Source organism: Devosia naphthalenivorans, assembly GCF_003056355.1.
GTDB lineage: Bacteria > Pseudomonadota > Alphaproteobacteria > Rhizobiales > Devosiaceae > Devosia > Devosia naphthalenivorans.
Map to the genome: position 1 here is coordinate 131,432 of NZ_PYVW01000001.1, position 14,804 is coordinate 146,235.

A 14,804-nucleotide genomic window follows, 5' to 3' on the forward strand; every position below is an offset into this window, starting at 1 on the left:
TCCGCACCGATGCTTCAACTCATTGACTGGAGCAAAGGACCCATGTCTCCAGCATTGGCGACCAGAGGCTCTCAAGTTACTCGGACCGATCGTGATCCCCATATTCGCTTTACCGCACTGACCGAATTGGCGCGCAGGGCGAACATACCTAAGGTGAACCCGTTCAGCCATCGCAGGGAACGCTGTTGTAGAACAGCGTCCCACAGTAGTTTGTTGCTCATACTAGCATTTGCAAAGGCGCTAACTAGGGGACCTAACCGACGCGAGCCAGGATTGCTGTAGCATCAACGATAAACGCTTGCGCTGCATCTTCTGGTGATCGCATGCCGAAGGCAATTTCCTGCGATATGTGTCCAAGCGCCTTGCTGACTTCGCCCGCCGCAGGTGGAGGAGATGGCGGCAATGGCCCGACGAGTTCACCAAGCGAGCCGACGAACTCGACTGCCGCGCGGCTTTCTGGTGGAAGATCATCCGTAAGCGCATCGCGTGCACGCTGACTGCAGGGTACACCGCGTTCCACACCGAGCACCTTTGCAGCCCCGGGATCGTTGACGAAAAAGGAGATAAAGGCCGCTGCTTCCGCAACATTAGCCGAGCTGCCGCTGATCGAAAAGAACTGGGATGGCTTGCGGTAGTGCCCGCCCGTCCCGGTATCGATCAAGGGATAGCAGGCAAGACCTAGCTTTTCCTGGCTTAGCCCTTGATAGACGACCAGCTCGTTGGAATGAATAGGCGTTGTGGCCGCCTTGTTCGTGATAATCATGCTGGCCTCAGCGGAAGCCGTGCTTAAGGCCTGATCCTCGGGAGCAACGATGATGCCTGCATCGCGTAGACCTGCCCACAAACGGAACCATTCGAGCAAGGCTGCTTCATCGTACCCTATCGTTCCTTCGGCCGTATAGAGCGCGCTACCCTGTTGGCGAAGCCAGTTCTCGAATACCACATCGCTGCCGGATGAGTCGGAGAGCACCTTGATGCCATTGCGAACGTTGGCTTTGGCAAAGGCCTCCCCCATTGCTCGATAATCATCGTAGGTTGTCGACAGATCAGGCGGCGCTATGCCCACTTCCTCGAACACCGCGGCGTTGTAGATCATCGCTGCCGAGTTACTGCCAAGCGACACGCCATATAGTTTGCCGCCCACCCGGCCGCCCTCAACCTGGTCCTCGTCAAAACCATCGAGCCGGAGCGTTTCGCCGAGCAGGTCATCGAGGGGCGCGACCACGCCACGCGATGCGTACTCGACAATATAGCGATAATCCATCTGGAACACATCGGGGGCACCGCCACCCGACACCTGAGTGGCCAACCGCGTCCAGTATTCGTCCCAGCCAATGAATTCACCCGCAATCTCGGTGCCGGTCTCCGCCGTAAACATGTCGGCCACTGCATATGTGCGGTTGGCACGATCCTGGCCGCCCCAAAATGCGAGACGCAGCGAGGCCTGCTGCGCGAACGTCGGCATCAAACCGAATGAAGAGACAGCTAGTGCCGAACTGCCCAGCAAAAACTGGCGGCGGGGAATGCGAAACGTCATCTTGATCCTCCGATGATTCGTTGCGGAAGCGCTATGTGCGCCATTTTATTTTCCGGCAGTCTGGCATAGTGGAGTGCGTAAGAAAAATACGATCTGGTATACTCTCGATAGAGAAAACCTATCACCGGAGGCAAGGTGGATAAGCTGCTCAACCAGTTCATCGCGATCGCGGAAACAGGCAGCATCAGGGCGGCGACCGCTGTTCTGAATGTCACCCAGCCGACGCTCACCGTGAATATGCACAAGCTTGGGAGCGACCTCAAAGCGCAACTTTTTGTCCGCTCAGCCCGTGGCGTGCGGCTCACCGCCTATGGAGAAATCGTCTACGAGAATGCCCGGCTGATCCAGCGCCTGGACGACAACATGCGCAAGTCGGTGGGGGACATGCGCACGCGCAACGAGCGCGGCATCAGTATCGGCAGCGGTTATTCCTGGTGGACCGTCTTTGTTCGCGAAATGCTGCTCGACTACCAGCGGCACAATCCAAGAGCACCTGTGCAGGTGAGCCTCGGAGACCAGTTGCGTTGCCTTGACCAGCTGCTGTCAGGCGACATTTCCCTGTTCGTCTCGCACGAAATTCGGGGCCTCAGTTCCGGCATCGGCACGCAGTTCATAAGGCTTAGCCAGGTCTATAACGGTGTCTTCGTTCGCGAGGGGCATCCATTGCTCGGAGCAATGCGTACGAGCCAGGAGATCGAGGCCTATCCCTTGATCACCAGTTCCCTTGCGGAGAGCCGGCAGCAGCGCTTCTTTGACAACGACTGGCGGCGCGAGCGCGGCGAAGATTCATTTGGTCGCGACCGCTACATCTTCGGATCGAACTCCATTTCCGCCTGTATCGACTATTTGCGCAATACTGATGCCTTCTTGCGAATTTCCAACGTCATCGCTCCGTACTTCGCTGAACAGGGAGTGATGGAGGTCCTGCAGGAGGCAAGACCGACCAGCATACCGATGGGGATCTATGTGCTTAAGGAGCGGCGCGGAGAACAGCGGCTGGAACAAACGCTGGATTGGCTGATCGCAGCGTGCCGTAAAACGCTGCCCCCGCTCTTAACTTGACCTTTGCATGATCATCCCGAAACCCGCGAGATCAATGCTGTGGATTCGCCGGGTGAGTTGCGGTGCGCAGTAAGCAAACGCTGGGTGTGGGAGGGCTTTTGCAAATCAGTGATCTTCGAAGCCACCATTTCGGCCGGCTTGCACGGTACTGAGAGGCTGCGAGTGATCTCTTCTGCGCTTGCCAAGCGTCCTGCGGCCAAGAACCCGGCCGCCCCGCCTAAGCTACATCATCGTCTTGATGTAATAATTGAACATGGTTCATTTCGTCCGCGCCATTTGGTTCTTGATATATCAGATTTCAGATGGTAAGTCGCTCTTATGTAAACAGAGGGGGCGGCAATGAATGAGCAAGTTCCACTGTCTCCAGTTGACCCCTGGATGCTGAAGAATCTCCGTGAGCATGTGCACGGCCTCGTTCGCAAGGCGATCATCTCGGGTCGGCTGAAAGCCGGCGAAAAGCTCAATGAGCGCCGTCTCGCCACGGAGCTGGGCATCAGTACGACACCCCTTAAGGAAGCACTCCGCCAATTGGAGGCGGAGGGGCTCGTCCGTACAGAAGCGCGGCGAGGCAGCTATGTGACCTTCAACGCGCGTCAGGCGGAGGAAATGACACTCGCCCGTGCTGCGCTTGAGAGCATGATTGCGCGCCAAGCCGCCAAGCACATCGAAAAATCTCATGTCCTGCGTCTCAGCGAAACCCTAGAGCAGATGAAGAGCGCTCTCCTGGTTGCCGACCTCAATGAGTTGATCGCACTCAATGAGAAGTTCCACGACGCAATTCATGAGGCTTCAGGATGCCAATATCTGCGGCGGTTGCAGAGCAATCAGCGCATGTACAACCATGAAACGCGTCTTCTAGTTCTTGCGGAGGCGCATGAACGCGAACGCTCGTTTCGCGAACACACGGCAATTTTCGAAGCGATCAACCTGCGAGACCAGGACCTAGCCGAAAAACGCATGCGCGAGCATGTGATGACGGCTGGGGAGGAGCATGTGCGCAGGGTTTTTGGATCACAGGCTCTGGGGGATTGAATGAATATCGAAGCTTATCGGCGCGTACTGACCGGCATTTCCGGCGTGCATGTTACTGCATACGACAGCTCGGGTGAAATCGACCCGAAATTGACCGGCAAAATTGTCGCGCGCATTGCAGCCGCTGGCATCCACAACATCGTCAGCGGCGGCAATACCGGCGAGTTCTTCAGCCTGACTTTTGACGAGGTGGTAAGGCTTCAATCGATCGCCATCGAAGCCAATGATGGACGCGCCACTGTGACAGCCGCCGCAGGCCGCTCGATAAAGGAGGCGATCGCCACCACCAAGGCAGCCAAGCAGGCGGGAGCAAATGGTGTGATGGTTCACCACCCGCTTGATCCATTCGCCGCGCCGCAGTCGCAAGCCGACTATTTCCTTGCCATTGCCGAGGCCTCCGAACTGCCGGTCGTAGCGTACCTTCGTTCCGATGCCATCAAGCTCGACGATCTCGGACGGATCGCCGAACATGCCAACATCGCCGGAATAAAGTTCGCCTCCACGAACCTGACGCTGTTCTCAGAATGCGTTCGGGCCACTGCCGGGCAGGCGCCCGTTTGGATTTGTGGGCTGGCCGAAAGTTGGGCAGTGCCGTTTTACTCCTTAGGAGCCAAGGGGTTTACCTCAGGCCTCGTCAATCTTGATCCAGGGCGCTCGCTGGCTGTTTGGAAGGCGCTGGAAGCAGGAGACTACGCGTTGGCCCGCTCGCTTGTCGACGCGATCGCCAGCTTCGAGCAGATGCGAACCAAGTTCAACAACGGCGCCAATGTGACTGTCGTCAAAGAAGCGCTGACCATGCGTGGAGATTCCGTCGGACCTGCCCGTTTGCCGGGCTTACCCGCTCTGGATGACGCCGACCGTAGGCGGCTGAACGAAATTCTGTCCGGCTGGGAGGCAAGCAAGGCCGCCTGAAGACAACAAACTGCCCGGTGAGTTTGGCACCGGCATTAGAACAACCAAACTTACCCTGAGGAGGACATAATGAGTTTCACACTATCACGTCGACATTTCCTTGGCGGCGCAGCCGGCATTGCTGGCCTTGGCGCACTCGCACCGCTACGCGCAATGGCTGCCGGTCTCCCCCTGCCAACATCGCCGGTTACGCTGAACATCATCGATGCTGCGGGCAATCTAGCGCTGACCCAGCCTGCCTTCGACAATTACGTTGCCGCCAGGGGCGATCTGGTGTCGCGCATTACCTTCAACAAGGCACCATCCCCGGAGTTGCCGGGGAAAATCCGCGCCCAGCAGGCAGCCAATCGCGTCGACATCGACATGGTTATTATCGGTCCCGATGCCTTGTCGGCCGGTCTTGCCGACGACATTTGGGTTAATCTGCTGGATGTCGCGGACAGCGGCTTGCCAGACCTGCAGTCCATCTATCTTGATCCAGCTTGGCGCATGCAGGAATTGGCACAGGGGCGTGGGGTCACCATCACTTACTACCCGTCCGGGCCGCTGCTTTCCTATATGCCCGATAAAGTTGCCAAGGTTCCTGCCACCGCCGAGCAACTGCTCGACTGGACCCGCCAAAACCCCAACAAGTTCATCTATGCCCGGCCAGCAAACTCCGGCCCAGGCCGCACTTTCCTGATGGGGCTGCCCTATCTTCTGGGCGACAGCGATCCCAAGGACCCATCAGCCGGATGGAGCAAAACCTGGGAATACCTCAAGGAACTGCACAAGAATATCGAGTATTACCCGTCCGGCACGGGAGCGCTAATGAAAGAGTTTGGCGAAGGCACCCGCGACATGACTGTGACCACCACTGGGTGGGACATTAATCCGCGCGTTCTGGGTGTCGTGCCCAAGGAAGCCAAGGTTTCCAAGCTCGAGGGCTTCCATTGGGTCTGCGACGCCCATTATTTCGCCGTGCCCAAGGGTGTGTCCAATGAAAAGCTGGCCGTGATATTTGACATGATGGCGTTCATGCTGACTCCGGAGCAGCAGGCCTATACCTATGACCAGGGCTATTTCTACCCTGGTCCGGCAGTCAAGGGCGTGACACTGGAGATGGCACCGCAGGAAAGCCAGGACGCGATTGCCGAGTTCGGGCGTCCAGAATATGCCGATTGGATTGCGAACAATCCAATCGAACTGCCGCTTGAGCCGGAATCGCTGGTGACAGCATTCCGCCGCTGGGACGAGGAAGTCGCCTCAGTCGCCAAGTAAGCCTATCCACGCCAACAACAAACTCACGGTGCGCTTCATAGCTTTGCACCGTGAGCCCTTGTGGAGTTAATTCCCATGCAGCTGTCGTCCACCCCATTCAAGGAACTCAGGCTGGAGCGCATGAGCCGCGCCTTCGGTTCCTTCAATGCCCTGCGCGAAATTTCCCTCACCATCCGCCAGGGGGAGTTTATCGCTCTGCTGGGTCCCTCGGGATGTGGAAAATCCACCGCGCTCAATTGCATTGCCGGCCTGCTCGCAACGACGGGCGGCGGCATCTTTATCGATGACAAGCGCATCGATCAGCTCAAGCCCGAAGACCGTGGCTTTGGCATGGTGTTCCAAAACTATGCGCTGTTCCCGCATATGAGCGTACGCGAGAATATTGGGTTCGGCCTCAAGATGCGCGGCGTAGCCAAAGCTGAAATCGAGAGCCGGGTCGATGCGGCTCTCACACTCGTGCGGCTGCAAGGGCAGGGCAATAAGCCGCCGGGGCAACTTTCGGGAGGCCAGCAACAACGCGTCGCCATCGCCCGCGCTATCGTCATCGAGCCGCCATTGGTGCTCATGGATGAGCCATTGTCCAATCTTGACGCCAAGTTGCGCCTCGAAATGCGCGCCGAAATTCGTCGCATTCACGCCCAGTTGGGCGCAACTACGATTTATGTGACCCACGATCAGGACGAAGCGCTGTCATTGGCCGATAGGGTTGTCGTCCTGCGCGACGGTGCTATTCGCCAAATCGGCGCCCCGCATGAACTTTATGACAGTCCCGATCACATCGACGTCGCTCAGTTCATGGGTTTCCGAAATTGTCTTCGTGGCGTCGTCACCGCTCGCAACGGCCTGCAGGCATCGGTGGCGGTAGGCAATGCAACACTGACTGGCATGCTGCGAAATGATCTCAACGTCGGTGACGCCGCTCTGGTAGCCGCACGCGGCGATGACGTCACCTCTGGCGATGAGCACGCAAATACCCTGCCGGCGGTGATCGAAAGCATCGAATATCGTGGGCGCGAATTTGTCGGGTCGGCGCGAACCGCTGACGACGTGGAGCTTGTTTTCCATACGCCCAAAAACGTGGCGGTCGGCAGCCGGGTATTCCTGTCGGTGGATCCGGATCGCACCATCATCTTTGCCGACAAGGAGGTGTGATGACAGTCTCCGCACTCGATGGTCACCATGCCGAGCGAGGCAACAAGAGCATCCGTCAGAAACTGGCGTTGCGCGGTATTGATGGTGTGACGCTATTGATCCTGCCGGCAGCCATCTTCATCGTGGGAGTGTTCATCTACCCGTTTTTTTACGGGCTGGTGCTTTCGTTCACGCCGATGGCAGGCGGCGGCGCCCTCGCGAATTACCAGGCGTTCTTTTCCGATCCGTACCTCTACAACACCATCGCAGCGACGCTGCGCCTCGCGCTGCCCGTAACCATCCTGAGCTTGGCTTTCTCCATCCCGATTGCGATGCGAGTGCGCCTGATGGAACGCCAACGCCTGCTCACAACCATTCTTGTGCTGCCGCTGACACTGGGCACGGTGTTGGTCGCAGAAGGCCTGCTCAATTATCTCGGTCCACAGGGCTGGTTCAGCCGCATCCTCATTCTGATCGGTCTGATCGAGGAGCCGCTGAAGCTGACGAACAACTACTGGGGCGTGCTGGCCTCTCTGATTATCACGGTGTTCCCATTCACGTTCCTGCTGACACTTTCATATATCACCGGGATCGATCCGGCGCTGGAAAAGGCAGCCGCCACGCACGGTGCCAATAGCTGGCAGCGGTTCCGCTTTGTCATGCTGCCGCTTCTGGTGCCTGGCATTGCCATCGCATTCTGCCTGACCTTCGTTCAAGCCTTTGCGGTGTTTCCCTCGGCAGTTCTGCTGGGTGCGCCATCTGGAGATACGCGCGTGATCTCCATTGCCGCGGCGCAAGCGGCGTTTGAGCAGTACGATTTCTCCATGGCATCGGCGATCGCCATGATCATGGCTGTGGTGCAGCTCGGGGTCGTCGTCGCCATTCTCGCTATCCGCAACATGTTCTATCGGGGCACGACCTCGGGCGGGAAAGGGTAATTCTATGATCCGCGATACCACAATCGGTGCCAAGCTCTGGATCGCCGCCGTCTGGGCCACCGTCATCTTCTTCGTCGTCAACGTACTGGCGATGATCGCCGTCGTCGTGATCTCCTCCTTCGGTACCCGCTGGCTGGGCACCTGGCTCCCGGAAGCCCTTACCTTGAAGTGGTATCTCGCAGCCTGGAAGGAATTTCAGCTCAGCGAGGTGCTGCTTGTCACCTTCCAGATCGCCTTCACCGTGGTCGCCTTATCGGGGATCATCGGAGTAACAGCGGCCTATGCCATGGCGCGAAGAGACTTTCCGGGCAAGAAACTGCTGATGTTGCTGTTCCTCTTGCCGCTGCTGGTCCCTCCGATAACGTACGGTATTCCGCTCGCTACGGTCCTCTACCAGTGGGGTCCGGGCGGTACGTTCTGGGGCGTGGTGCTGGCCAATCTGGTCCCTACCGTGCCCTTCGTGATCCTTGTCATGATCCCGTTCATCGAGCAGATCGACCCCAAGATCGAAGCCGCCGCACGAGTCTTCGGTGCCGGCACCTTCCGGCTGTTCATTCATGTACTCCTGCCCATGCTGTTGCCGGGCATTCTGGCCGCCCTGCTGCTGGTCCTGGTGCGCACGGTCGCCATGTTCGAGCTCACCTTCCTCACTGCGGGACCCACCAGCCAGACTCTCGTCGTCGCGCTTTACTACTCTGTCTTCGCGGCGGGTGTTCGCGCGGTGCAATCGATCGATGCCATGGCCGTCATCTATATGGTCTCGACGCTGATCTGGCTGTTGATTGCCTTGCGCTTCGTCAACCCCACCCAGATCGTGGCGCGCGGCAAGCAGGCCAACGCTCACTGACTTTGTCCATTCCGACGGAAGCGCATTGCAGCGCTTCCGTTCGCAGCGAGATCGCAAACAATGAAGATTACGGCGCTCGAAACTATCCAGCTTCCTCATCTGAACAACATCTTATGGGTGCGGCTGCATACCGATCAGGGCATCGTCGGCTTGGGCGAGACCTTCCGCGGTGTGCCAGCGGTTGCAGCATATTTGCACAACGATATCGCGCCGCTCCTGATCGGGCAAAATCCACTCGAAATTGACCGGATTTCCAAGCTGCTGCTGGAGCCTTATGTGGGGTTCCGGTCGTCCGGAGTTGAAATCCGCGCGGCGTCCGCGGTCGATATCGCATTGTGGGATATCTTCGGGAAATCAACAGGTCTGCCCATCCACCAGATGCTGGGCGGCCTCTCTCGTCCGTCGATCCGAACCTATAATACCTGTGCGGGCTATACCTATAACAAGAAGGGCGCCCGTCGCTACGTCAACGCCAACGAAACCGTAGAGGCCGAGGGCCCCTACGAGGACCAGGTTGCTTTTCACAACGATGCCGGAGCACTTGCGCAAAGCCTGCTCGCGGAGGGTATCGAGGCCATGAAGATATGGCCCTTTGACCCATTCGCGGTGTCCGGCGGCGGCAATTTCATCCATCGCAAAGATCTGGATAAGGCGCTTGAGCCCTTCCGCCTGATCCGCGACGCTGTCGGCGACAAAATGGAAGTAATGGTAGAGCTGCACTCGATGTGGGATCTTCCATCGGCCTTGGCGATTGCACGCGAAATTAAGGAATTCCGCCCCTTCTGGATGGAAGATCCAATCAAGATGCAGGATGCGGACGCGCTGGCTATCTATGCCGAACGCTCGGGACTTCCCGTGTGCGCAAGCGAGACGCTTGCCACGCGCGCTCAGTTTCTCGAATTGTTGCGTCGGGGAGCGGCCGACTACGTTATGCTCGACATCTCCTGGTGCGGGGGCCTTTCGGAAGCCAAGAAGGTCGCAACCATGGCGGAAGCTTTCCAGCGGCCGATCGCACCCCATGATTGCACGGGCCCGGTTGTCTTCGCGGCGTCCATCCATCTGGCACTCAACGCGCCCAATGCGATTTTCCAGGAATCCGTTCGCGCCTATTACAGTTCCTGGTATCGAGACCTCGTCACCGTCATGCCGCGCATCGAAAACGGGCAGATCTACCCCTTCGAGGGGCCTGGGCTTGGTCTTGAACTCAGCGAGTTCGTGCTGACCAACAAGGACGCTGTTCGGCGGACGACGGGCGTTGCCGACTTGTGACGCCGTTGGCAGCCCAGACGATTTTGCCTGTTCTCCCGGGGCAGTGGCTCGAATAAGGGGCTGAGATCATGCCAGATAATCTAACCAAACCCATCTTGCTGACTGGTGCGGCAGGCACAATCGGCCGCGTCCTGACACCCCTTCTGGCCGCGCGCGGATACCGGCTGCGATTGACCGATATCCTCGACTTTCCCGATGACCTTCCTCAGAACGCCACGTTCCTTCGACTGGACATTGCGGACGTCGATGCCGTCATGTCGGCCGCAGAGGGTGTCTCTGCCATCCTCCATTTCGGCGGCGTCAATGGAGAGCATTCTCATGAGGCGATATTGCCGGCAAATGTCATCGGCACGTCCAACATGTACGAAGCGGCTCGCCGCTTTGGCGCGCGTATGGTATTCGCCAGTTCCAACCATACCGTCGGCTTTCATCCGCGCAGCCGAGCGATAACGGCTCGGGAGGAATTCAGGCCCGATGGCTTTTACGCCATTTCCAAGATCTATGGCGAAATGCTGGGCCAGCTCTATTTTGCCAAGCACGGGGTCGAGAGCGTGCATCTGCGCATCGGCTCTTGCTTGCCGCGCCCCGTGGATATTCGTCAGCTTTCTACTTGGCTCTCTCATCCCGATCTCGAGCGCCTGATCCTGGCGGCCCTGAATGCGGAAGCGCCCGGCTGTGCAATCGTATGGGGTATTTCAAACAATACCCGAGCGTGGTGGAGCGGGGATGATGCGGCGCGGATTGGCTATAGCCCGCAGGACAATGCGGAAGACTATGCCGCAGATATCGCCCACGCAGACGAGCATCCTGCAGCCGCTCACTACCAGGGTGGTGGCATCTGCGCGATCGATTATACGCGTCAGCGACCCGGTTTCGAAGGTTTGTAGCGGTGGCGATTGTCGAACTGTGCAACGAGCATTGCGGCGTCACGCTCGACCCTGATCGAGGCGCGCATCTTCTCGCATTCGCCTGGGGACGTGGCGACGAGCGTTTCGATATCCTGCGGCGCTGCCCCGAGGAGGGGCCGACACAGGGGGCGGGGTGTTTCGTCATGGCGCCTTTCGCCAACCGGCTCGCCGGCGCGCAATTTGACTTCCAGGGACGATTGATCGCCGTGCCGATGAACCATGCCGCACAGCATGCGGCGCTTCATGGTTTTTCCCGGGATCGAAAATGGGAGGTATTGGGCAAAACGGCGACTGTCGTCAAAATGCGGACGAACTTTGCCAATCCGCTTAACCCGTTCGCCTATGTCCTTGAACAAACGCTTTCACTTCAGGACGATGGCATCGATGTTCAACTAACTCTGACCAATACAGGTCAGGTTGCGATGCCCTTTGGCATGGGTCTGCACCCATGGTTTGCCAAAGAGCAGGGAACCATCCTGACTTTTGCCGCCGAGACGGCCTTTGGGCGAACCGAATTGGGTTTTGCGAATAAGCCAGTCCCAATGGCGCCGCATGGCGGTTTTGCCGACGGTCTGGACGTCAGCACGATGAACTGGTTCGATGGGCATTTTTCAGGGTGGAACAGCCGGACCGCCACAATCGATTGGCCGCCCCGAAGCCTACGTGTGACAATGACCGCAAGCGGAGCGCTTTCCAACCTCCATATTTACGCGCCCGACGATCAGCCGGTAGTGTGCATTGAGCCCGTCAGCCACGTTCCCGACGTCCACAACCGTCGAGAATTTGCGCCCTTTGGTGACTACGTCGCTCTTGCTCCAAACGAGAGCATGAGCGGAGCAATGTCGCTTCGTGCTTCTTGTTGGTCCAGCACTGGCGGCATCTAGTTTCCCTACAGAGCCTCGGGGCTTTGTCGAAAAACTGAACTGAGGAGCCTTGCCGGCTCGCTCCTCACGTGGCGAATATTTCGACCCAGTTCGGTCCCTTGCCGGTGGCGACTGCGTCGCGCTTATCCAGGCTGCCATTACTTTGATCGATCGAGAAAACTTCTATTCGATCCGACATCTCGCCTAGGCTGATAATGAAACGGCCATCGGGCGTGATGTTGAATGCGCGTGGCCAACAGGCGACATTGGTATACCCGATTGACCGAAGCACGCCGCCGTTGGCATGCACAGAAAAGCCGGCAATGGTCGATGATGTGCGGTCGGAAGCGTAGCAGAAGCGGCCGTCTGGCGTCAGCCTAATGTCGGCACCCCAGCCTTCGCGTTGCCAGTGCGGGGGCAGTGTGGATGCGGTACACAAAGCCTGCGGTGAGAGCCCTTCGCCATCCAGGCTGTATACCGATACGGTGGCCGCGAACTCTGTGACAAGGTAGCAGAACCTTCCAGATGGATGCAGGACTAAATGGCGCGGGCCACTCCCGGGGGCCGCAACGGATCGGCTCGGTATCTGGCTCAATTTACCGGCGTCGCTGACACGCAGGGTTAGAATTACGCTGTCTTCCAGACTGGTCGCAAGGAATGCATTGCTGCCCGGTAACGGCACGCAACAGTGCATCTTGCCAGCCGTCGCCAGCGTATCTGTCGGTGCGCCGACAACACCATCGCTCCCGACCGGGTTCATGCTCACGCAGCCGCCGCCATAGGAGGCTGAAAGCAGAAACCGCCCATCGCTGCTGAGTGCGATATGCGCCATAGATTCCGCCAATGGAGCACGGCCAAGCAACACGAGCGATCTTTGAGCTGGATCTACGCCGAAGCTGAGTATTTCATCTGGCTGGCCGCGAAAAGCCAGGTAAAGCCGCTGACGGTCTTCACTGACGGTCATGGGACACGCACCATTGGGCGCGCCGACGCCGGGCAGGGGCTGCTCTCCGAGCTCGGCCAATTTGCCTTCTGCGCTCATGGCATAATGGCTCAGACTGCCTCCGGTAGAATTGCAGACCACGACGAAATAGGCAGGTTGCAAGTAGTTCCTCCCGCTGCTGACGGCGAATGACGACGTAACGCGCTGTATAAGCCACGCGTCATTCCCCGGCGCAAGCAAGTATCATTTTCGAGTTAGGGGGGCATGGACGCTCCATGTCGCCTGTCCCCGCAAATTCCAATTTGGCGGCTATTCTTCTACGAATCTAAGCCGTCGCGATAATCGTTAAGGTCGGCATCGACAGAGGACGGAGCGTCGATCCATTCATGCATCGGCTCACCAGTGGCCGGATCAAGCGCCGGGATGGGGAGCATCATGATGCGCTTGGCAGCGGCGCGACGGATATCCTCGGTGAGGTGAGCTTGCTGAACGTTGTCCCAGTCGCGGCCCTCGGGATAGCCGCCGACCATCTGGATGTCGTTTGAATTGGCGGTCATGCAGTGCGACACGCCGGCAGGCAGCACGATAATATCGCCGGCCTCAATGCGGACGTGCACGCCGCCCTCGCCGAAGAGCACCACCTCCATCCATCCGCCAGCACACCCGAGGCATTCGTGGGTGGTCGAATGGAAATGGTGATAGGTATAGATGCCCGGATAGCGCCAGTTGTTGAGCCAGCCATTGGATCGGAAACGAGCCTGCACGGCGTCCTGGCCGCCTTCGGGCACGGCGTTGCGATGCACGAGCACTGGAAAGCGGCTGTTGGGCAGCATGCCCTTGGGCTTGGACCAAAGCTGTTCGGTCGTTGTCATCACCACCTCCAATGGCGCCGTATTAGCGCTCCGATCTCATAAAAATCGGGGCGCCCGAGGGCGCCCCAACCAGATCACTTCGTGCCGCCCCAAGCTTCGGGGTAGGTTTCCATGTCTTCGCAACCGCACATGGCGTAGTGCAGCGGCGGCATCTTCTCGTTGATGTACTGGTCGAGTACGTCCTGCGTGATTGCCGGCTGCGGCAGCACCCATTCCGGACCTGGGACCTGCTCGCCCTTGAGCGTGTTCACGGCTGCAATGACCGCGGTGCGCCACTGGTAGCTTGGGTAGGTGGGGGCAATGCCCTTGAAACCCAGATCACGCCATTTCTGCAGGTAGTCCTGCTGGTCTTCGCCAGTGACGACCGGTATGTCGACGCCCTGGTCTTCGAAGGCTTCGACCGCGGCAACGGCCGTTGCGCCGGCATCCATCCACACCGCATCGATCGTGCCGCGCTGCAGGTAATCTTCCACGATCGACTTGGTCTTGGCATTGTCGCCGTCGGTGAATTCTTCACCCAGCACCGTCAGCCCGGCTTCCGCAAACATGTTGCGGGCACCGGAGGCACGGGTTTCGAGCACGTCGACGCCGGGCAAGATGCGCAGCATCAGCACGTTGCCCCCAGCCGGCACGTTGGCGATGATGTGGTCAGCCGCCTGGATGCCGAATCCATAGCCACCCACCGGGTGGACAAAGGTCACGGGGCAGTCGGTGGTCACGCCACGGTCGAACACGATGACCGGCAGACCGGCCGCGCAGGCCTTTTCGACCGCCGGCGTCAGAGCCGCCGTCGAGTTGGGCGACACGATCAGCGCGTCGCAATTGCCACCGGCGAGCAGGTCGTCGATGTCGGCAATCTGCTTGTCGTCCGAACCTTCGGCATCGACATGGGTGAAGGTGCCGATTTCGGGATGCAGCTTCACTTCCTCGGTCATGTTGGTGTAGCCCACCACACGCCAGGGGTTGTTCACGCCTGCGTTGGAGAAGCAGACCGTCCAGGGGCCTTCCTTCTTGAATTCTGTCGTATCGACCATCGCGTCGCCTGCATATTGCAGGTAGGGCTGGTCAGCCGGACCGTTGAATGTGGCTGTCAGCTGTTCCCGCTGCTTGGCGAATTCGGCCGGGTCGTCGAAGTTCGGAGCCTGCGCAAATGCACTTCCGGTCAGCATGCCGAGGATGGCCACTGCCAATAGGGTCTTCTTCAAGTTGTCCTCCCTTGTGGGGTTTCCC

General features: G+C 58.7%; 14 protein-coding genes. 10 read left to right on the forward strand and 4 right to left on the reverse strand.

Features of this window, described 5'->3' with window-relative positions; translation table 11 throughout:
* Nucleotides 1-253: 253 nt before the first annotated feature.
* Nucleotides 254-1,537 carry an ABC transporter substrate-binding protein gene (locus C8264_RS00720; protein ID WP_108459036.1) on the reverse strand — a complete coding sequence of 428 codons (1,284 nt, stop codon included), beginning with the start codon at nucleotides 1,535-1,537 and terminating at the stop codon, nucleotides 254-256.
* Nucleotides 1,538-1,672: 135 nt separating this feature from the next.
* Between C8264_RS00720 and C8264_RS00725 the strand changes: the two genes are divergently transcribed.
* The 10 genes from C8264_RS00725 (at nucleotide 1,673) to C8264_RS00770 (ending at nucleotide 11,780) form a co-directional block, all read left to right on the forward strand.
* Entirely contained in the window at nucleotides 1,673-2,599 is a 927-nt protein-coding gene (locus C8264_RS00725; protein WP_108459037.1) for a LysR family transcriptional regulator, read from the forward strand.
* A 378-nt stretch (nucleotides 2,600-2,977) separates the two neighbouring features.
* Nucleotides 2,978-3,631 (forward strand): GntR family transcriptional regulator, encoded by a 654-nt coding sequence (locus C8264_RS00730; RefSeq protein ID WP_245892883.1) that lies wholly within the window; start codon nucleotides 2,978-2,980, stop codon nucleotides 3,629-3,631.
* Nucleotides 3,632-4,543, forward strand: a complete 912-nt coding sequence (locus C8264_RS00735; protein WP_108459038.1) for a dihydrodipicolinate synthase family protein — start codon at nucleotides 3,632-3,634, stop codon at nucleotides 4,541-4,543.
* Nucleotides 4,544-4,612: 69 nt separating this feature from the next.
* Nucleotides 4,613-5,803 carry an extracellular solute-binding protein gene (locus tag C8264_RS00740; protein WP_108459039.1) on the forward strand — a complete coding sequence of 397 codons (1,191 nt, stop codon included), beginning with the start codon at nucleotides 4,613-4,615 and terminating at the stop codon, nucleotides 5,801-5,803.
* Nucleotides 5,804-5,878: 75 nt separating this feature from the next.
* Complete coding sequence (locus tag C8264_RS00745) at nucleotides 5,879-6,955, forward strand: ABC transporter ATP-binding protein (RefSeq protein ID WP_108459040.1); 1,077 nt, start codon at nucleotides 5,879-5,881, stop codon at nucleotides 6,953-6,955.
* On the forward strand, nucleotides 6,955-7,872 hold the full coding sequence (locus tag C8264_RS00750) for an ABC transporter permease (protein WP_108459041.1): 918 nt from the start codon (nucleotides 6,955-6,957) through the stop codon (nucleotides 7,870-7,872). The genes C8264_RS00745 and C8264_RS00750 overlap by 1 nt, the downstream gene beginning before the upstream one ends.
* Nucleotides 7,873-7,876: 4 nt before the next feature.
* Nucleotides 7,877-8,719, forward strand: coding sequence for an ABC transporter permease (locus tag C8264_RS00755; protein WP_108459042.1), 843 nt, complete (start codon nucleotides 7,877-7,879; stop codon nucleotides 8,717-8,719).
* 60 nt (nucleotides 8,720-8,779) lie between these two features.
* The gene (locus C8264_RS00760; RefSeq protein ID WP_108459043.1) at nucleotides 8,780-9,988 is read left to right on the forward strand and encodes a mandelate racemase/muconate lactonizing enzyme family protein; all 1,209 of its coding nucleotides are present in this window, start codon (nucleotides 8,780-8,782) and stop codon (nucleotides 9,986-9,988) included.
* 68 nt (nucleotides 9,989-10,056) lie between these two features.
* Nucleotides 10,057-10,875 (forward strand): NAD-dependent epimerase/dehydratase family protein, encoded by an 819-nt coding sequence (locus C8264_RS00765; protein WP_108459044.1) that lies wholly within the window; start codon nucleotides 10,057-10,059, stop codon nucleotides 10,873-10,875.
* Nucleotides 10,876-10,877: 2 nt separating this feature from the next.
* Entirely contained in the window at nucleotides 10,878-11,780 is a 903-nt protein-coding gene (locus C8264_RS00770) for an aldose epimerase family protein (RefSeq protein ID WP_162783388.1), read from the forward strand.
* A gap of 64 nt (nucleotides 11,781-11,844) precedes the next feature.
* On the opposite strand, the gene C8264_RS00775 is transcribed toward C8264_RS00770, so the two are convergent.
* From C8264_RS00775 to C8264_RS00785, 3 genes are all read right to left on the reverse strand, one after another.
* Entirely contained in the window at nucleotides 11,845-12,864 is a 1,020-nt protein-coding gene (locus C8264_RS00775) for a lactonase family protein (protein WP_108459046.1), read from the reverse strand.
* 155 nt (nucleotides 12,865-13,019) lie between these two features.
* Entirely contained in the window at nucleotides 13,020-13,574 is a 555-nt protein-coding gene (locus C8264_RS00780; RefSeq protein ID WP_108459047.1) for a cupin domain-containing protein, read from the reverse strand.
* A gap of 74 nt (nucleotides 13,575-13,648) precedes the next feature.
* Nucleotides 13,649-14,779: a substrate-binding domain-containing protein gene (locus C8264_RS00785; RefSeq protein WP_245892884.1), complete on the reverse strand. Its 1,131-nt coding sequence runs from the start codon at nucleotides 14,777-14,779 to the stop codon at nucleotides 13,649-13,651.
* Nucleotides 14,780-14,804 lie beyond the last annotated feature (25 nt).

Excerpts from the sequence above, each read along its gene's own strand:
- C8264_RS00720 (WP_108459036.1), bottom strand. The coding sequence starts at position 1,537 with ATGACGTTTCGCATTCCCCGCCGCCAGTTTTTGCTGGGCAGTTCGGCA.
- C8264_RS00730 (WP_245892883.1), top strand. The coding sequence starts at position 2,978 with ATGCTGAAGAATCTCCGTGAGCATGTGCACGGCCTCGTTCGCAAGGCG.
- C8264_RS00735 (WP_108459038.1), top strand. The coding sequence starts at position 3,632 with ATGAATATCGAAGCTTATCGGCGCGTACTGACCGGCATTTCCGGCGTG.
- C8264_RS00740 (WP_108459039.1), top strand. The coding sequence starts at position 4,613 with ATGAGTTTCACACTATCACGTCGACATTTCCTTGGCGGCGCAGCCGGC.
- C8264_RS00745 (WP_108459040.1), top strand. The coding sequence starts at position 5,879 with ATGCAGCTGTCGTCCACCCCATTCAAGGAACTCAGGCTGGAGCGCATG.
- C8264_RS00750 (WP_108459041.1), top strand. The coding sequence starts at position 6,955 with ATGACAGTCTCCGCACTCGATGGTCACCATGCCGAGCGAGGCAACAAG.
- C8264_RS00755 (WP_108459042.1), top strand. The coding sequence starts at position 7,877 with ATGATCCGCGATACCACAATCGGTGCCAAGCTCTGGATCGCCGCCGTC.
- C8264_RS00760 (WP_108459043.1), top strand. The coding sequence starts at position 8,780 with ATGAAGATTACGGCGCTCGAAACTATCCAGCTTCCTCATCTGAACAAC.
- C8264_RS00765 (WP_108459044.1), top strand. The coding sequence starts at position 10,057 with ATGCCAGATAATCTAACCAAACCCATCTTGCTGACTGGTGCGGCAGGC.
- C8264_RS00780 (WP_108459047.1), bottom strand. The coding sequence starts at position 13,574 with ATGACAACGACCGAACAGCTTTGGTCCAAGCCCAAGGGCATGCTGCCC.